This is a genomic window from Flagellimonas pacifica, assembly GCF_900215465.1.
GTDB classification, from domain to species: Bacteria; Bacteroidota; Bacteroidia; order Flavobacteriales; family Flavobacteriaceae; genus Flagellimonas; species Flagellimonas pacifica.
This window is the reverse complement of sequence record NZ_OBEH01000002.1, coordinates 126,643-145,104: the sequence shown is the minus strand read 5'-3', so window position 1 is coordinate 145,104 and position 18,462 is coordinate 126,643. Positions and strand designations below refer to the sequence as shown.

Genomic DNA, 18,462 nt, shown 5'->3' with positions numbered 1-18,462 from the left:
GCAAACCCTTGTTTTCAGTGATCGCGGCAGGATTCGAACCTGCGACCGATTGCTTAGAAGGCAATTGCTCTATCCAGCTGAGCTACGCGACCATTTCATTATCAATATGTTAAATTTTGCCTGCTTAGAAGGCAGATGCTCTATCCAGCTGAGCTACGCGACCTAATTTAATAAAAAAGCTGAATCGCAGGATTCAGCTTTGTCGGGGTGGCAGGATTCGAACCTGCGACCTCCGCGTCCCAAACGCGGCGCGATAACCGGGCTACGCTACACCCCGAAGGCTATCCTATTAATTTAAAGAAAATTGCGGAGAGAATGGGACTCGAACCCATGCGACACTTACGCGTCGACAGATTAGCAATCTGCTCCGTTACCACTCCGGCACCTCTCCTAACATTTTATTATGAACGTGCACTTTGAAAATGCGGATGCAAATGTACCTTTTCATACGATACATCGCAACTATTTTTCCATTTTTTTAAACCAAAATATCTTGTATCCTATTACTCAGGGTATTCAACTCGTAAATGGTAGATATTGGTTAGTTTTTGTTTCAAGACTTTCTTGACCATTTCAATCTCTTTTAAAGTAATATTGGCGTTGAGAAATTGATTGGCCTGCATTTGTCCTTTTACAATCTTTTCCACAAATTCATCAATAATAATATATGTGGGACTTTTTAAACTTTTAGAAGCGGCTTCAACTGCATCTGCCATCATTAAAATTGCTGTTTCCCTTGAAAAAGGAATTGGTCCCGGGTATCTAAAATCTTTATCGTCAACCTCTGTCTCCAATTCTTGCTGTTTTTTATAAAAATAGAAGACCAAAGTTGTGCCGTGATGGGTACGTAAAAAGTCGATTATCCTATCTGGGAGCTTGTTCTTCCTTGCAATTTCAATTCCATTTATGACATGATCAATAATAATTTTTGCACTTTCCTTAGGTGGTAAATCATCATGCGGATTAACATTGGTGATTTGGTTCTCTGTAAAATAGGTAGGCTTGTTCATCTTTCCAATGTCGTGATACAACGCCCCTACCCTGACTAGCATGGCATTAGCTCCTATTTCATTGGCAGCAGCCTCAGCCAAATTGGCCACCTGAAGTGAGTGGTGAAAGGTACCAGGAGCTTTATCTGATAATTCCTTTAGTAATTTTGAATTGGTATCGGAAAGCTCCAGCAAGGAAACATCAGATATCAAACCAAATACTTTTTCATACATATAAATCAAGGGTTGTGCAAAAAGAGTAAGAAGTCCATTTAGAACAAAAACTCCAAACAAAATCCATTCAATATTCTCCAGATTACCTTCGTGAATGGCATGAAAAGCAAAGTATCCAATGATATATATCAATGTAATTTGACCAACCGAAATAAACAGATTTGCCCTTTTGTAAAGTTCTGATGCTGTTAAGATGGTCACTATTCCCGCAATAATCTGTAAGAATATGTATTCGAAACTATTGGGGACAACAAATCCAAGTATCAATACCGTCAAAACATGAACAAAGAGTCCAAGTCTTGCATCAAAAAAGTTTTTAAGAATTAAAGGAAGAATACAAAGTGGAACTACATAAACGTAACTTTCATTGTTTTTTACCATAAGTGTGGTGGCCAAGACCATCAACAAAATATTGACAAAAATGAAGGTGACTTTGTTGTTGTTCTTAAAGATTTCACTCCTATATCTTTTTAGGAACAAAAAGAGCATCACAAGCACTAAAGCCACTAATATGGTGTACCCTAAAAGGATAAAGTAGTAATTATTGCCCCTCCATAACTCCGATTCATATTCTTCTTTTAAAGAATTCAGGATTTTGAAGTTTTCAGCCTCAACTACTTCCCCTTTAGCTATAATCAATCTACCTTCTGAAATATTCCCCCTGGTATATGAAATCTTGGAAAGTTCTTCTTCCAGTACCTTTTCCGTTAAAACATCATTATAGAAAATATTGACCTGCAAAACTTGACCTATGATATTTTCCAGGGTTGTCCTAGCTGGTGATTCTTTATTGGCAAGAATTGATGCTACTTTTTGTTTTGCCTTCTGTAAGTCAATAAAACTATTTGAATTCAATGTTCTGGCCTCATTGCTCCTAACCAGTAAGACAGAGCTTGACGCCGGTACATCTTGAAAGATTCCAAAAGTGTAAATACTATCAATTACCTCTAAGCTGGTGTTCAATATTACTCTTTGCTGCGCCGTAGTAAAGACATTAGAGGTAAAAAGGCCTCGAAGCTCTTTTTCTATGTTATTTTCAACATTTGCAGGAATGTTTTCATCGAAAGTATAATAGTTCGTCTTGTTATCTCGTAAAGAACGCTGCTCATCAGCTATCTCATCATTGGTCTTTTTAATAGAAAAATCTATTGGGGCATATAGGTTTTCATACTGCCACGGCTTACCCTTTTGAAATTCATATTTGAACTTACCTCCCTTTGGAAAGAAAAATACAATCAATGCAACCGTTACAAAATAAAGGAAATACTTGTAAGCAAGTGATTGGTGTTTATAGACATTATCCAGAGTTTTTCCCATTCTTGTACAGTTAACATCAAAAATAGAAAATATAAATAAGACAATGTACCTCTATATAAGCCCTAGAGCTTTGCGTTTAATTTTAGTATTTTCGCATCAGTAAAAATGCATATATGTATAAAGTAGTAATTGTTTCTGTTGCAAGAACTCCCATAGGAAGTTTTATGGGTGCATTATCCAGTATTCCCGCACCTAAATTAGGTTCTGTTGCCATAAAAGGGGCATTAGAAAAAATAGCTTTAAAGCCTGAACTGGTGGAAGAGGTTTTGATGGGTAATGTTGTACAGGCCGGAACTGGCCAGGCACCGGCAAGACAAGCGGCTATATATGCAGGAATACCCGATTCTGTTCCATGCACCACAGTAAATAAAGTCTGTGCTTCTGGAATGAAAGCCATAATGCAGGGTGCCCAATCCATTGCTCTGGGAGAAAACTCGATTGTAGTGGCAGGTGGTATGGAAAATATGAGTCTTATCCCCCATTATGCCCAAATGAGAAACGGCCATAAATTTGGCCCGGCCACATTAGTTGATGGTATGCAAAAGGATGGATTGGTAGATGCATATGATCAAAATGCAATGGGTGTCTGTGCGGATGCTTGTGCAGTGGAACATAGCTTTAGCAGAGAGGACCAAGATGCCTTTGCAATCCAATCTTATGAAAGATCAGCCAAAGCTTGGGAAACAGGTAAATTCAAGAATGAAGTGGTTCCCGTGGAAGTTCCACAACGTAGAGGAGAACCTGTAGTGGTAAAGGAGGATGAAGAATTTAAGAACGTAAAAATGGAAAAGATTCCCGCTTTACGTGCAGCATTTACCAAAGACGGAACAGTTACGGCCGCAAATGCATCTACCATAAATGATGGGGCTGCCGCTGTAGTGTTGATGAGTGAAGAAAAAGCCAAAGAATTAAATTTAATCCCACTTGCCTCTATAAAAGGATATGCTGATGCAGCCCAGGGACCTAAATGGTTTACAACAGCTCCGGCAAAAGCATTGCCCAAAGCTCTGGATAGAGCTGGGGTATCTATACAAGATATTGATTTTTTTGAGTTTAACGAAGCTTTTTCTGTTGTTGGACTTGCCAATATGAAGCTTTTGGGATTACAAGATTCTAATGTAAATGTAAATGGTGGTGCCGTTTCATTGGGCCATCCATTGGGATGTTCAGGCGCTAGAATTACCATTACCTTGCTCAGTGTACTTGAACAGAACAATGCAAAATTAGGAGCTGCAGCCATCTGTAACGGTGGTGGTGGGGCATCAGCAATTGTTATTGAAAGAAATTAACCAATTCTAGCCTCTCATTAAATGCAGTATGGTATTTGCCATCTAAGTATTGTTCCCATCAGAACGCTTCCAGATGATAGTTCGGAAATGGCATCTCAGCTATTGTATGGTGAGTACTTTAAGGTTCTTGAAAGCAGGAAAAAATGGAGTAGAATTCGTGTAAGCCACGATAACTATGAAGGCTGGACGGCCAACAATCAAATTACATTGATTGATGAGGAAATATTTCTGCAATTGAAAACTGAAACCAAAGACAGGTTTTCTCTTGATATTGTTTCCCATGTCTGTGATGAAAAAGGAATATTGCTACCTTTACTTTTAGGATCTCTAATTTCAACCTCCAAAATATTGAATCACTCTTTTGAAGGAGATTCCATAGAAGGACAAATTCCAAAATCTAGTTTGGTAGATACCTCCTTATTATATTTAAAAACTCCTTATCTGTTTGGTGGAAAAACTCCTTTTGGCATAGACTGTTCTGGATTCACCCAAATGGTATACAAAATAAATGGTTACATGCTGAAACGTGATGCTGAAGGGCAATCCAAACAGGGGGAGGCATTAAGTTTTATTGAGGAAAGTGAGCCCGGTGATTTGGCCTTTTTTGATAACAACGAGGGGATTATTGATCATGTAGGCATTATTTTAAAGGATAATTACATTATTCATGCCCATGGACATGTTCGTATTGATCGTTTGGACCATACTGGTATTTTTAATACTGAGAAAAAATTATATACTCACAAGCTACGCGTAATAAAGAAGATATTGTAAACAGCCCTTAGCTCTAACCTCTTTTTAACAACCGAAAAACATAGCCACTTTTAGATTCTAAAAGATTAAAAATAGTTTGCATACAAACAAAAAGGCGGGCAATTGCCCGCCTTTACATTTTCAAGTAAAATTATTGCTTCAGGGATAACTGAATTATTATTCTCCCAATAATTTTTTCATGCGCATAAAGTTTTCTGTATCACCAAGCGCACCGTATATATTTTTTAACTGGGACAACACTCCTTGGTTGTCAGGATTTGTTTTTAAGGCTTCTTCCAATACTTTGGCACCTTCTAAAAACAAGTCGTCCTTTTGTTTCTTTAACTCATCATATCTGGCAATATCAGATCTTGAACTACCTAACGTATTCATTTCATCAATAAGTCCATTACCCTCATTTACATATGTTGTTGATAGGTTCAATAATGCATTGATATAACCAGGATCGACCGCCAAAGTTTTCCTATAGGCATCTCTTGCTTCTTCCAAATTTCCTTGCTCCATATTGATTACACCAATATTATATAGCAAATCAGCATTATCCGGCGCCATTTGCGAAGCTTCGGCCATCAAAACCTTAAACTTATCCTTGTCTCCCATTGCGTAATGCAAATTAGCTTCTCCCAACACCAAATTTACATCGTTGGGATCTACTGCTCTTGCATCTGCATAAGCGGCCAGTGCTTTGTCATTATCACCTAATTGCTGATAGATCAGTGCAATGTTCTTAACAATCTCAGCAGTTTTAGATGGTGTTCTCTCTTCTTTCGGGTCTTTGTGCGTACCAGCTTTAACATAAAGGTCCCTAGTATTTTCATCCATGGTCTCCACTTCATCTGTAGCAACGTTTACCGCCGTGTAGTTAACCCCACTTCCATCATAACCAATTTCTTTTAATTGATTGTAGTAAGTCAAAGCTTTCTCATAATTCTGCCCATTTACGGCACTACTTGCAGCATAATAAAGATATATTGTATCCTTTGGGCTTAATGTGTAACCCATGTACAATTTGTCCGCTGCTTCATCAAACTTTTTGTTATTGTTGTCTTCAACAGCAGCATTTACTAAATCGGCAGTAATCTGAGACAAATTTTGTGTAGCCACGGTAGTGTATTTTTCTTTTCCACTGGCCTCTTCAACGGAAATTACCTTCTTAAAGGCTTCAACAGCAATTTCAAAAGCTGATGCATCCCCTTTTTTAGCCAAATCGGAATACACATTTCCTTTTAGTGCATAATACTGCGCTTGTAATTTGGCATCGGCAGCATCTATTGAAGAAGCAGCTCCCTCCAAGGAGGCCTTTGCACTTACTGCATCCCCAGTTTTAAGTGCTTTTTCTGCAGCCTTGATCTCGTTTTTCTGAGAAAATCCCATTGTTGAAACCCCGATTGCAAGTAGTATTAAAATCCTAGTCTTCATTTTAAAATTAATTATTAGTGTTTATGTATTATTCTTTAGTGTCGTCAGTATTGTTATCAATTGCTGTGCCATCTTCGCCATTCACCTCAATATCAAGGATATCAGCTTCATCCATAGCGGCATCATCTTTCATTACTTTGGCAACCGCAGCAATAGAATCTTTGTCCTTAAGATTGATAAGTCGAACACCTTGCGTAGCTCTTCCCATTACTCTTAAATCCTCAACACTGGTACGAATAGCAATCCCCGATTTGTTAATAATCATAAGGTCATCTGAATCTGTAACATTTTTAATGGCTACAAGACCTCCAGTTTTTTCTGTTATGGAAATGGTCTTAACTCCTTTACCTCCCCTATTTGTGATTCTATAATCATCAATAGTGGAACGTTTTCCGTAACCATTTTCGGAAACCACTAGGATATCGTCCTCAAAATTATGGACAGATACCATTCCAATTACCTCATCTTCATCATTGGCCAAAGATATACCTCGAACTCCGGAGGCATTTCTACCCATTGGTCTGGTCTTGCCTTCTTCAAAACGAATGGCTTTTCCTGATTTTAGTCCCAAGAAAATCTGACTAGTACCAGTTGTAAGCTTAGCTTCAAGCAACTCATCTTCATCCCTAATGGTAATAGCGTTGATTCCATTTTGTCTTGGTCTGGAATATTGTTCCAAGGAAGTCTTTTTAACGGTACCTTTCTTTGTGGCCATAATTACGTAGTGACTGTTCACATAATCTTCGTCCTTCAAATCTTGTGTACAAATAAAGGCCTTGACCTTATCTTCTTGTTCAATATTGATAAGGTTTTGAATAGCCCTTCCTTTAGAAGTTCTGCTTCCTTCAGGTATCTCATAGACTCGCATCCAGAAACATTTTCCTTTTTGGGTGAAGAACAACATATACTGATGGTTGGTTCCCACGAAAAGATGCTCCAAGAAATCTTCATTTCGTGTTGATGAGGCCTTTTGCCCTACTCCACCCCTGTTTTGGGTCTTGTATTCGGTAAGAGGTGTTCTCTTGATATAACCAGCATGGGAAATTGTAATAACAACTTGCTCATCCGGAATCATATCTTCAATGCTCAAATCGCCTCCAGCAAAATTGATTTCTGATCTGCGCTCATCTCCATATTTATCCTTTACTTCACCAAGCTCATCCTTAATGATTTGCATTCTGCGCTCCTTCTTATCAAGAATATCTTTTAAATCCTCTATGGTCTTTAAAAGTGCATCATACTCTTCACGTAGCTTGTCCTGCTCCAACCCTGTAAGCTGGCGTAAGCGCATTTCTACAATAGCCTTTGCCTGTACTTCGGTAAGTTTGAAACGCTCCATTAAACTGTTCCGGGCTTCTTCCACATTGGAAGACCCCCTGATAATGGCAATAACCTCATCAATATTATCAGAGGCTATAATAAGCCCTTCAAGAATATGTGCTCTATCTTCAGCCTTTTTAAGCTCAAACTTGGTTCTACGAACCACAACCTCATGTCTATGCTCAACAAAATAGTGAATAATCTCCTTGAGATTGAGCAACCGAGGTCTTCCATTAACCAAGGCAATATTATTGACACTAAAAGAAGATTGAAGTGCTGTATATTTATAAAGCATATTGAGCACTATGTTTGGAATGGCATCTCGCTTTAAAATGTAAACGATGCGCATACCTTTTCTATCCGATTCATCACGAATTGTAGAAATGCCCTCTATCTTTTTATCATTAACAAGGTCAGCAGTCTTTTTAATCATATCGGCCTTATTCACCTGATATGGTATCTCAGTAACAATAATACACTCTCGTCCTTGTACTTCTTCAAAAGTTGCCTTGGCACGCATTACAACCCTACCACGCCCCGTATGAAATGCCTCTTTTACACCATCATACCCATATATTATTCCACCGGTCGGGAAATCGGGAGCTTTAATATGAGAAATCAACTCATCTATCTCTATATCATTATTATCTATATATGCAATGGTACCGTCCACAACTTCTGATAAGTTATGCGGTGGCATATTAGTGGCCATACCTACTGCAATACCAGAAGCTCCATTTACCAATAGGTTAGGAACTCGAGTTGGAAGTACAGTTGGTTCTTTTAATGAATCATCAAAATTTAATTGATGATCAACCGTATCCTTATCGATATCTGCCAACATATCATCGGCAATCTTTCGCATTCTTGCTTCGGTATAACGCATCGCCGCAGGACTATCGCCATCTACCGAGCCAAAGTTACCCTGTCCATCTACCAACATGTACCTTAAACTCCACTCTTGGGCCATACGCACCATGGAATCATATACCGAGGTATCACCATGCGGGTGGTATTTACCCAATACTTCCCCAACAATACGAGCAGATTTCTTGTGCGAACTATTAGATCTTACACCGAGCTCATGCATGCCAAAAAGCACTCTTCTATGAACTGGTTTAAGTCCGTCCCTAACATCTGGCAGGGCACGTGACACAATGACCGACATTGAATAATCAATGTAGGCAGATTTCATCTCATCTTCAATGTTGATAGGAATTAACTTTTCTCCTTCAGCCATGCTAAAATCTTATTGTTTTTTGTGGTTAAAATATCATGCCAATATACGCAAAATCGCACCTTTACAAACGCTTGGCCGTTACTTTATTAAAAAAATTATCAACAGTATTACTCTCAGTCTCAAAACTTGCATAAAGCTTTGTTAAACCTTGTAAAAGTCTACTTTATTTCGACTTTTATTACAAGTTTATCGAATATGGGTATGGTATTTGACTACTGTAAGGATACTTTTATTAATTTTAATTGCTGAAAAGGAAACGTATGGATGATAATTTTTCCCCAAGAGTAAAGGACGTTATAGCATATAGCAAGGAAGAAGCTCTAAGATTAGGACACGATTTTATTGGAACAGAACACCTCATGCTTGGTCTTTTACGAGATGGCAATGGCAAAGCCATCAACATTCTAGATGCATTAGATGTTGATTTGGATCACTTGAGAAGAAAGGTCGAAATTCTTAGCCCAGCCAATCCAAACACTGGAACAATTCAAAAAGATAAAAAGAACCTTCACCTAACAAGGCAGGCAGAGCGTGCTTTAAAAACTACGTTCTTGGAAGCAAAGCTTTTTCAAAGTTCTTCCATTAATACCGCTCATCTACTGCTCTGTATCCTCAGAAACGAAAATGACCCTACCACAAAGTTGTTACATAAACTGAAGGTAGATTATGATAATGTAAAAGAACAATTTAAATCAATGATCACTAGCGATGATGATTACTTAGATTCACCACAAGCTGAATCATTTCCTAGTGACCCTGATGATGTTGGGGATGCTAAAGAAGGTACCTTTGGCTCAAGTTCCTCACAAAAGGGAACAAAGAAATCCAAAACTCCCGTTCTGGACAATTTTGGACGTGATTTGACCAAGTTAGCTGAAGAAAATAAATTGGACCCAGTTGTTGGAAGAGAAAAAGAAATAGAACGCGTCTCCCAAATACTCAGTAGAAGAAAGAAAAACAATCCACTATTGATTGGTGAACCTGGTGTTGGTAAAAGTGCCATTGCAGAAGGTTTGGCACTTAGGATTATCAACAAAAAGGTTTCAAGAATACTATATAATAAAAGAGTAGTTACGTTAGACCTTGCCTCTTTGGTTGCTGGCACAAAATACCGCGGCCAATTTGAGGAGCGAATGAAAGCCGTAATGAACGAGCTTGAGAAGAACGATGACATTATTCTTTTCATTGATGAAATCCATACTATTGTAGGAGCAGGAGGGGCAACTGGTAGTTTAGATGCCTCCAATATGTTTAAACCTGCTTTGGCTCGAGGTGAAATCCAATGCATTGGAGCAACTACCCTGGATGAGTATAGACAGTACATTGAAAAAGATGGAGCCTTGGAAAGACGTTTTCAAAAAGTAATGGTTGAACCTACCACTGTTGAAGAAACCATTGAAATTTTGATGAACATTAAAGGCAAGTATGAAGATCATCATAATGTAAATTATACAGACGATGCCATTTTAGCCTGTGTTAAACTGACAAACAGGTACATGACAGATCGTTTCCTCCCAGACAAAGCTATAGATGCTTTGGATGAAGCAGGTTCCCGTGTTCATATCGTAAATATGGATGTTCCAAAACAAATTTTGGAGTTGGAAAATCAATTGGAAGATGTTCGGGAACTTAAAAATAGTGTCGTTAAAAAGCAGAAATATGAAGAAGCTGCAAAGCTTCGGGATGATGAAAAACGTTTAGAAAAAGAATTAGCCTCGGCCCAAGAAAGATGGGAAGAAGAAAGCAAACTTCATAGAGAAATTGTATCTGAAGACAATGTGGCTGATGTTGTTTCCATGATGAGCGGAATTCCCGTGAACAAAATTGCACAAACGGAGAGCAACAAGCTGGCCGAATTACCTGACTTGATTAAAGGTTTTGTAATTGGACAGGATGAAGCCGTGGCCAAAGTGGCCAAAGCCATTCAACGTAACCGTGCTGGACTAAAAGACCCTAACAAACCTATTGGTTCTTTTGTTTTCTTAGGGCAAACAGGTGTGGGTAAAACACAGTTGGCAAAGGTTCTTGCCAAAGAACTTTTTGATTCTGAAGATGCCCTTATCAGGATCGATATGAGCGAGTACATGGAAAAATTCGCCATATCAAGATTGGTAGGCGCGCCTCCAGGATATGTAGGTTATGAAGAAGGAGGACAACTGACCGAAAAAGTAAGGCGCAAACCATATTCCGTTATTCTTTTAGATGAAGTGGAAAAAGCGCACCCAGATGTGTTCAATATGCTACTTCAAGTTTTGGACGATGGCTTTTTAACGGATAGTTTAGGTCGAAAAATTGATTTTCGAAATACTATTATCATAATGACCTCAAATATTGGAGCAAGACAATTAAAAGATTTTGGACAAGGTGTTGGTTTTGGTACTGCCGCAAAGAAAGCACAAGCAGACAGCCATCAAAAAGGTGTAATTGAAAATGCGCTTAAAAAGGCATTCGCTCCAGAATTCTTGAATAGAATTGATGATGTTATCGTGTTTAATCCTTTAGAAAGGGAAGACATCCATAAAATTATTGATATAGAGTTGAACAAACTCTTTAAAAGAATCAAGGATATTGGGTACGATCTTAGTCTTTCCAAAAAGGCCAAGGATTACATTGCAGACAAAGGGTTTGACAAACAATATGGAGCAAGACCTTTAAAAAGAGCAATACAAAAATACATTGAAGACGCTTTGGCCGAGGAAATTGTCAACTCCAAATTGGATGAAGGTGATAGCATCTTTATGGATTTAGACACCAAGAAAGAAGAACTCACCATAAAAATCAAAAAATCGGAAAAGTCGCCCAAGGCAGACTAGACCATTATAAACTCAGTAAAGAGCCGGCCCTTCGCCGGCTTTTTTTGGTTTAGTTTACCTTACAAACGATATTTAAGCGTTTAATCTATTATTTTTTCACCTTTTTTAGCTTCCCCATAATTTCGTCATCAGAGACACTATAATTATTTGGGGATGAAAATTGCTTCCACTAAGAAAGCTATTGTTGTACGCGAATACCAGTTAGATATTGGAAATGTTCAAGTTTATGATAACTATATGGTATCCACTTTTGAAGAAGGTGCAACTGTTACACTGGAAAGAGCTTATCAAATTATCGGGATTTCCGAAATACATTTCAGAGATAAAGATTTTGGGTATATCAGTTTGCGCAAAAACTCGTATGCTGTAGATCCAACCATATATAACTATTTAAGGGGCTTGGCCAACTTAAAAGCGTTCGCTATTGTGTCTAAGAAAGAAATAGACATGCACAATTTCAAAATAGAAAAACTTTTCTATAAAAAGAACATGGAGTTCTTCATTGAATATGACAACGCATTGGCCTGGGTTAAGAAAAGACTCAAAAAGAAGAAAAAGAAAGACAAGATTTAGTCTAGTTCTCCTCTTTATTTTCTGCTGACGAAGGTGGTCTCAACAGTTCCAAATATGCCTTCCCAATATTTTCCACAATACCCGAAGCCTTCAGGGCTTCATAACCAGAAGTCGAAGCTCCAATATCACCTGCCATTCCATGCAGGTAAACTCCAAAAATAGCCGCATTTAGAGAAGAATAGCCTTGGGCCATCAACCCAGTTATCATTCCTGTAAGCACATCGCCACTGCCAGCAGTTGCCATCCCTGGGTTTCCAGTTGTATTTACATATCCCTTGTCTTTATAGACCGTAATGGTGTGAGCTCCTTTAATGACCAAAATACAATCATGCTTCTCAGAAAATTGCTTCGTTTTCTCCAGTTTCTCAAAATCATCCTTCCACTCCCCTATCAAACGCTGCAATTCTTTAGGATGTGGCGTAAGTACTGATTGTTTAGGCACCCTTTCCATTAGTTCCCATTTTTTGGCCAGAATGTTAATCCCATCCGCATCAATTACCAAAGGAATGCTCATCTTTTTCAAAAAAGCACCAAATGCCTTGATTGTTTCATCTTTTGTCCCCATACCCATACCAACACCAAGAGCTGAAGGGTCAAAAGGGATATCAATTTTCGTGAGACTATCATCCTCATCATCCGTTAAGACCATAAGCTCAGGAATTGCCGTTTGAAGGGATTGATAACCACATTCAGGCACTAAAGCGGTAACCAAGCCACTCCCTACAGACAAGCAGGCATTACTTGTCAACTGAACCGCCCCTATTTTTCCATAACTGCCTCCAACAATCACCGAATGCCCATAGATACCCTTATGGGAAAATTTGAGTCGAGGTCGATACATAGATAAAACCTCGGGCCTGCCAATAAGATGGTAATCCGTGTCCGTTTCTCCCAAAAAGCTTGTGTCCAAACCTATATCCAAAACTTCCCACTGGTTCACATAAATGCCCGTTTCTGGAAGGAAGAAAACCAGTTTAGGAACCTGAAAGCTTAAAACATAACTCGAGGCAATCACATGTTCCGGAGCAGATGGCATTCTATCTGAGGGTAATCCTGACGGAATATCTACGGACAACACAAATGCCGAGGAAGCATTTATATGCTTAATCAAATTCCCTACCCAAGAATCGGGAGGTCTGTTCAGCCCAATACCAAAAATGGCATCAACTACAATATCATTTGGGGTTATGTCCGGAAAATTACAGTCCTGATTTATGAATTGAGGCCAAATTTTTCTGTCCTTTAGTCGTTCCAAATTCAAAAGAAAGTCCTTTGAACGCTTTTCACTATAATTCACAACATGCACCTGAACATTATATCCATGTTCTACCAAATGACGGGCAAGAGCTATTCCATCCCCTCCATTATTACCAATTCCGCAAAACAATTGAATGTTTACCTGTGCCCCCTGTAGGCGGGAATGCATCCACTCAAATATCTTGGTGGCAGCTCTTTCCATGAGTTCATCACTGGTAATTTGCTGTTTATCAATTGTGAATTTATCAGCTTCATAGATTTGAGCAGCAGTAAAAATTTTCATTCAACAAGAAAAATTCGTTATTAATATAGATTTGATAAAAATTTTAGAATCGTTTGACGAAGCTCTCAAAAGTACTACTTTTGAACCTCATTACTTGATGATGCAATTTAAACAAACGGATATTAAACCTTTATTGATGGAAACCATTTCATCTACCATTACTGTGATTACTATCACCCCTTTGGGGTAATCTATATATTTCTCTCCGTCCGTTTTTTTATTTATTCAATAGTTGTACAAATCACAAAATCATGAAAGTCTTAAAATTTGGTGGCACTTCGGTCGCCAATCCAGAGAATATAAATCGAGTTAAAGTAATTGTCCAGAACGTGGGGTCCAAAAAAGTGGCCGTAGTGGTATCTGCTTTTGGAGGAATCACAGATTTGCTGCTCAACACGGCATCCTTGGCCGCCAATCAAAATCTCAAATACAAGGAAAGTCTTGCTGAAATTGAGAACAGACATATCTCAACCATAAAAGAACTCATCCCAGTTCAAAAGCAAAGTGGAATTTTAAGTAAGGTAAAAAGCGATTTAAACGTGTTGGAAACTTTGCTGGAAGGCGCTTTTTTAATTGGGGAAATTACACCCAAACTTTCCGATAAGATAGTAAGTTACGGAGAGCTACTCTCTTCTTTCATCATTAGTGAGTTCTTTAAAGCCGAAGGTCTTGATGCAACTTTTAAAGACAGTCGTGAGCTTATTGTTACTGATGAAAACTATGGAAAGGCTGCCGTTGATTTCAAAAAAACAAATCAGCAATGCAATGCTTTTTTTGAGGCAGACAAACATCAAACGTTCATACTCCCGGGATTTGTGGCGTCAAGCTCAGCAGGGAATTCCACAACTTTGGGAAGAGGAGGTTCTGATTATACCGCAGCTATCATTGCTGCGGCTGAAAATGCCGACATTCTGGAAATTTGGACAGATGTAAGTGGTATGTACACCGCCAATCCCAAGTTGGTAAAGCAGGCCAAATGTGTGGCCAACATCAGTTACGAAGAAGCCATGGAACTTTCCCATTTCGGTGCAAAGGTATTGTACCCTCCAACCATCCAGCCTATTCTCAACAAAGAGATTCCCATTGTCGTTAAAAACACCTTTCATCCGGAAGACCCTGGAACCTATATTGCTAAAAACAATCATGGAAATGGAAAAACCGTAAGAGGAATAAGCCATGTTGGGAATATAAGTCTCCTCTCACTGGAAGGGCCTGGTATGATTGGAATTCCCGGAATTTCAAAACGTTTTTTTGAAACCCTGTCCTTCGAGGACATCAGTGTTGTATTGATTACCCAAGCCTCATCGGAACACTCCATCTGTGTTGGAATTTCAGATGATGATGTTGAAAAAGCAGTGGCAGTGGTAAACGAGTCGTTTAATTATGAGGTGGCAAGTGGCAAAATAAAACCTGTTATCGTTGAGAAAGAGCTTGCCATTATTGCACTTGTGGGCGACAATATGAAAAGCCACCAAGGATTGAGCGGTAAAATGTTCAGTACCCTCGGAAAAAACAATGTAAACATACGCGCCATTGCACAAGGAGCTTCGGAACGAAATATTTCTGCGGTAATTAAAAAAGAGGATGTAAAAAAGGCATTGAACTCGCTCCATGAAGCATTTTTCGAAGAAAACATCAAACAGCTCAACCTTTATGTAATGGGTGTTGGGAATGTGGGTTCGAAATTCCTTGGGCAGATTCAACAGCAAAATGCCTATCTAAAAGAAGAGTTGAAACTCAATATAAGGGTAATTGGTATCAGCAATTCCAGAACCATGGTTTTTGATGAGAATGGAATTAACCTAAATAATTGGCAAACGGCTTTGGCCAACGGTGAAAAAGCAGATAAAAGTCAATTCTACGAAAAAGTAAAAAGTTTGAACTTTAGGAACAGTGTTTTTGTGGACAATACCGCTAGTGAGGAAGTTTCGCAAAGCTATCCAGATTATCTAAAAAACAGCATCTCTGTAGTGACCTGTAATAAAATTGCATGTTCATCCAATTATGATTATTACAAAGACCTGAAACAGTTAGCAAAAAAATACAATGCGCCTTTCTTGTTTGAGACCAACGTTGGTGCTGGACTTCCAATAATCGATACGCTTAAACATTTGATTGCATCAGGGGACAAGGTCAAAAAGATTCAGGCTGTACTATCTGGGAGCTTGAATTTTGTGTTCAACAATTTTGATGACTCCACCACCTTTCACGATGTGGTCAAACAGGCACAGAAAGAAGGTTACACAGAACCTGACCCCACCATAGACCTAAGTGGAATAGATGTTATGCGAAAAATCCTTATTCTGGCCAGGGAAAGTGGAAATCAATTGGATATTGAACAGATTGAAAACGAAGCCTTCCTGCCCAAAGAAAGTTTGGAGACCAATTCCAACGAAGCCTTTTTTGAATCTTTGGTGAAATATGAAACTGATTTTCAGAAAATATATAAAGAAGCTTCCGAAGCAGATAGCAAACTAAAATATGTAGCCCAATTTGGGGACGGAAAAGCCAAGGTCGGACTTCAAAAAATACCTAAAGGACATGATTTTTACAATTTGGAAGGAAGCGACAATATTGTACTTTTCTTTACAGAGCGTTATCCCAACCAGCCTCTGATCATAAAAGGCGCTGGTGCTGGTGCGGAAGTCACCGCTTCAGGTATCTTTGCTGATATTATACGAATTGGAAACTTCTAGTATGGAAGAAATAAAAGTTTTTTGCCCTGCAACTATTGCCAATGTGTCTTGCGGATTTGATGTCCTTGGACTGGCATTGGAGGCCGTTGGAGATGAAATGATTGTTAGGAAAACAGCTAAAAAAGGAATCACCATTACCAAAATTATAGGTCAGGACCTTCCTTTGGAAACCTCTAAAAATGTATCTGGGGTTGCCGGCTTGGCTTTCTTGGAAAAGAGTGATTACAATGGTGGTTTTGAGATTGAAATCCAAAAAAACATAAAGCCAGGCAGTGGTATTGGCAGTAGCGCCGCCAGTTCTGCAGGAGCCGTTTGGGCCATGAACGAGCTTTTGGGAAGGCCTTTTTCCAACCTTGAATTGGTACAATTTGCCATGCAAGGCGAAAAATTGGCAAGTAATGTAGCCCATGCCGACAATGTGGCTCCAGCTATTTATGGTGGTTTTACCCTGGTGAGAAGTTATAATCCGCTGGATATCGTTCCTATTCCAACACCAAACGAACTTTACGCTACCGTTATTCATCCCCAAATTGAGGTAAAAACATCAGATTCCAGAAAAATATTAAAAACCAATATCACCCTGGAAAAAGGGATTCAGCAATGGGGCAACGTAGGTGGACTTATTGCTGGACTTTTCCAATCCGATTATGAGCTAATAGGCCGTTCACTACAAGATCATATCGTGGAACCTATTAGGTCTATCTTGATTCCCGGTTTTGATGAGTTAAAATCAAATGCCATAAGTGCCGGTGCTCTGGGTGGCGGAATTTCAGGTTCCGGGCCCTCTATTTTTGCATTGAGCAAAGGAATGGATACCGCCCAAAAAGTAGCAGATTCCATAAAAAAAACATATCAGAACATTGGAATTCCGTTTGAAATCCATGTTTCTAAAGTCAACACCCAAGGCGTAAAACCACTATAACATCCCATGAAGTTTTACAGTTTAAACAATCAAAACATACGGGTTTCTTTTAAAGAAGCCGTTATTGCCGGAATAGCTCCGGACAAAGGATTATATTTTCCTGAAAGGATTGAACCCCTTCCCAAAGAGTTTTTTGACAATATCACTTCGCTTTCAAACCATGAGATGGCCTTTAGGGCCATCCAACAATTTGTGGAAGGTGAAATTCCTGATGCCGTTTTAAAGGAAATCATCCAAAATGTATTAGACTTTGATTTTCCAGTGGTGGAAATTGAGGAAAATATTGCCACCCTTGAACTTTTTCATGGCCCAACTATGGCTTTTAAAGATGTTGGCGCACGATTTATGGCCAACTGCTTGAGTCATTTTTCCCACGGAGAAAAAAATGAGGTCACCGTTTTGGTGGCCACTTCGGGTGATACTGGCGGAGCCGTTGCCAATGGTTTTTTAGGTGTGGAAGGCGTAAATGTTGTTATCCTATACCCTAGTAGAAAGGTAAGCGACATCCAAGAAAAGCAATTGACCACTTTAGGGCAGAATATTGTGGCCATGGAAGTCGAAGGGACTTTTGACGATTGCCAGCGTATGGTAAAAACTGCTTTTTTGGACACTGCAATAACGGACCAAAAGAAATTGACATCGGCCAATAGTATAAATATTGCCAGATGGCTTCCCCAATTGTTCTACTTTTTGTTTGCCTACAAACAAGCAAAATCCAAAGGAAAGGAAATTGTGTTCTCCGTACCATCAGGTAATTTTGGAAACATTTGTGCCGGAATGGTCGCCCAAAAACTGGGCATGCCCGTAAAACAGTTCGTTGCCGCTACCAATGCCAATAAAGTGGTTCCCAATTTCATGGAAAAAGGAGTTTATGAGCCCATGCCTTCAGTAGCTACCATATCCAATGCCATGGATGTTGGTGATCCAAGCAACTTTGTCCGAATCAGGCATTTGTATCAAGACAACTTTTCAAGCTTAAAGGGCAATCTTTCCTCCTATTCCTTTTCAGATGAGGAGACCAAATTAGCAATGAAAGCCATTCACACCAAAACCGGTTATGTTACTGACCCACATGGTGCCGTGGGTTATTTAGGATTGAAGGAATATCAAAAATCGCATCCCGATACCTATGGTATTTTTCTTGAAACAGCGCATCCAGTCAAATTTTTGGATGTGGTGGAAGAAACTTTGGAGCTATCCCCAGAAATTCCTCCCCAAATACAAAAAGTAATGAACAAGGATAAAAAATCGAATAAAATTTCCACTTACGAGGAACTGAAATCCTATTTAAAGGCTGGTACAAAAGCAGTAACGGGTTAATATAGATAATCGTTAC

General features: G+C 39.0%; 12 protein-coding genes and 3 tRNA genes. 8 read left to right on the top strand and 7 right to left on the bottom strand.

Annotated elements, in window-relative coordinates; all coding sequences use genetic code 11:
• Window positions 1–18 precede the first annotated feature (18 nt).
• The 4 genes from CRO15_RS06425 to CRO15_RS06410 all read right to left on the bottom strand — a co-directional run bounded on the left by CRO15_RS06425 (window position 19) and on the right by CRO15_RS06410 (window position 2,540).
• Window positions 19–92 (bottom strand) — tRNA-Arg (locus CRO15_RS06425).
• A 110-nt stretch (window positions 93–202) separates the two neighbouring features.
• Window positions 203–277 (bottom strand) — tRNA-Pro (locus CRO15_RS06420).
• A gap of 30 nt (window positions 278–307) precedes the next feature.
• Window positions 308–391, bottom strand: a tRNA-Ser gene (locus tag CRO15_RS06415).
• A gap of 112 nt (window positions 392–503) precedes the next feature.
• Window positions 504–2,540: an HD family phosphohydrolase gene (locus CRO15_RS06410; protein ID WP_097044992.1), complete on the bottom strand. Its 2,037-nt coding sequence runs from the start codon at window positions 2,538–2,540 to the stop codon at window positions 504–506.
• Window positions 2,541–2,653: 113 nt separating this feature from the next.
• Between CRO15_RS06410 and CRO15_RS06405 the strand changes: the two genes are divergently transcribed.
• Together CRO15_RS06405 and CRO15_RS06400 are read left to right on the top strand one after the other, a co-directional pair.
• Window positions 2,654–3,829: an acetyl-CoA C-acyltransferase gene (locus CRO15_RS06405; RefSeq protein WP_097044991.1), complete on the top strand. Its 1,176-nt coding sequence runs from the start codon at window positions 2,654–2,656 to the stop codon at window positions 3,827–3,829.
• 21 nt (window positions 3,830–3,850) lie between these two features.
• Window positions 3,851–4,603: a C40 family peptidase gene (locus tag CRO15_RS06400; RefSeq protein ID WP_097044990.1), complete on the top strand. Its 753-nt coding sequence runs from the start codon at window positions 3,851–3,853 to the stop codon at window positions 4,601–4,603.
• Between the two features lie 156 nt (window positions 4,604–4,759).
• On the opposite strand, the gene CRO15_RS06395 is transcribed toward CRO15_RS06400, so the two are convergent.
• Entirely contained in the window at window positions 4,760–6,022 is a 1,263-nt protein-coding gene (locus tag CRO15_RS06395) for a tetratricopeptide repeat protein (protein ID WP_097044989.1), read from the bottom strand.
• Window positions 6,023–6,050: 28 nt separating this feature from the next.
• Window positions 6,051–8,582, bottom strand: coding sequence for a DNA gyrase subunit A (gene gyrA, locus CRO15_RS06390; RefSeq protein ID WP_097044988.1), 2,532 nt, complete (start codon window positions 8,580–8,582; stop codon window positions 6,051–6,053).
• A 260-nt stretch (window positions 8,583–8,842) separates the two neighbouring features.
• On the opposite strand from gyrA, the gene CRO15_RS06385 reads away from it, so the two are divergent.
• Both CRO15_RS06385 and CRO15_RS06380 read left to right on the top strand, forming a co-directional pair.
• Window positions 8,843–11,395: an ATP-dependent Clp protease ATP-binding subunit gene (locus tag CRO15_RS06385; protein ID WP_097044987.1), complete on the top strand. Its 2,553-nt coding sequence runs from the start codon at window positions 8,843–8,845 to the stop codon at window positions 11,393–11,395.
• A gap of 153 nt (window positions 11,396–11,548) precedes the next feature.
• Window positions 11,549–11,968 carry an STAS/SEC14 domain-containing protein gene (locus CRO15_RS06380; RefSeq protein ID WP_097044986.1) on the top strand — a complete coding sequence of 140 codons (420 nt, stop codon included), beginning with the start codon at window positions 11,549–11,551 and terminating at the stop codon, window positions 11,966–11,968.
• Between the two features lies 1 nt (window position 11,969).
• Here the strand turns inward: CRO15_RS06380 and CRO15_RS06375 are convergent, their stop codons facing one another.
• Window positions 11,970–13,508 carry an NAD(P)H-hydrate dehydratase gene (locus CRO15_RS06375; RefSeq protein WP_097044985.1) on the bottom strand — a complete coding sequence of 513 codons (1,539 nt, stop codon included), beginning with the start codon at window positions 13,506–13,508 and terminating at the stop codon, window positions 11,970–11,972.
• A gap of 31 nt (window positions 13,509–13,539) precedes the next feature.
• Between CRO15_RS06375 and CRO15_RS19855 the strand changes: the two genes are divergently transcribed.
• The 4 genes from CRO15_RS19855 (at window position 13,540) to thrC (ending at window position 18,446) form a co-directional block, all read left to right on the top strand.
• Window positions 13,540–13,698 carry a hypothetical protein gene (locus CRO15_RS19855; protein ID WP_207763832.1) on the top strand — a complete coding sequence of 53 codons (159 nt, stop codon included), beginning with the start codon at window positions 13,540–13,542 and terminating at the stop codon, window positions 13,696–13,698.
• A gap of 61 nt (window positions 13,699–13,759) precedes the next feature.
• Window positions 13,760–16,204 (top strand): bifunctional aspartate kinase/homoserine dehydrogenase I, encoded by a 2,445-nt coding sequence (gene thrA / locus CRO15_RS06370; RefSeq protein ID WP_097044984.1) that lies wholly within the window; start codon window positions 13,760–13,762, stop codon window positions 16,202–16,204.
• 1 nt (window position 16,205) lies between these two features.
• Window positions 16,206–17,126 carry a homoserine kinase gene (locus tag CRO15_RS06365; protein WP_097044983.1) on the top strand — a complete coding sequence of 307 codons (921 nt, stop codon included), beginning with the start codon at window positions 16,206–16,208 and terminating at the stop codon, window positions 17,124–17,126.
• Window positions 17,127–17,132: 6 nt separating this feature from the next.
• Window positions 17,133–18,446, top strand: a complete 1,314-nt coding sequence (gene thrC / locus CRO15_RS06360; RefSeq protein ID WP_097044982.1) for a threonine synthase — start codon at window positions 17,133–17,135, stop codon at window positions 18,444–18,446.
• Window positions 18,447–18,462 lie beyond the last annotated feature (16 nt).

Bases quoted from the DNA above. Each gene is read 5' to 3' on its own strand.
- CRO15_RS06410 (WP_097044992.1), bottom strand. From the start codon at position 2,540: ATGGGAAAAACTCTGGATAATGTCTATAAACACCAATCACTTGCTTAC.
- CRO15_RS06405 (WP_097044991.1), top strand. From the start codon at position 2,654: ATGTATAAAGTAGTAATTGTTTCTGTTGCAAGAACTCCCATAGGAAGT.
- CRO15_RS06400 (WP_097044990.1), top strand. From the start codon at position 3,851: ATGCAGTATGGTATTTGCCATCTAAGTATTGTTCCCATCAGAACGCTT.
- CRO15_RS06395 (WP_097044989.1), bottom strand. From the start codon at position 6,022: ATGAAGACTAGGATTTTAATACTACTTGCAATCGGGGTTTCAACAATG.
- gyrA (WP_097044988.1), bottom strand. From the start codon at position 8,582: ATGGCTGAAGGAGAAAAGTTAATTCCTATCAACATTGAAGATGAGATG.
- CRO15_RS06385 (WP_097044987.1), top strand. From the start codon at position 8,843: ATGGATGATAATTTTTCCCCAAGAGTAAAGGACGTTATAGCATATAGC.
- CRO15_RS06380 (WP_097044986.1), top strand. From the start codon at position 11,549: ATGAAAATTGCTTCCACTAAGAAAGCTATTGTTGTACGCGAATACCAG.
- CRO15_RS06375 (WP_097044985.1), bottom strand. From the start codon at position 13,508: ATGAAAATTTTTACTGCTGCTCAAATCTATGAAGCTGATAAATTCACA.
- thrA (WP_097044984.1), top strand. From the start codon at position 13,760: ATGAAAGTCTTAAAATTTGGTGGCACTTCGGTCGCCAATCCAGAGAAT.
- CRO15_RS06365 (WP_097044983.1), top strand. From the start codon at position 16,206: ATGGAAGAAATAAAAGTTTTTTGCCCTGCAACTATTGCCAATGTGTCT.
- thrC (WP_097044982.1), top strand. From the start codon at position 17,133: ATGAAGTTTTACAGTTTAAACAATCAAAACATACGGGTTTCTTTTAAA.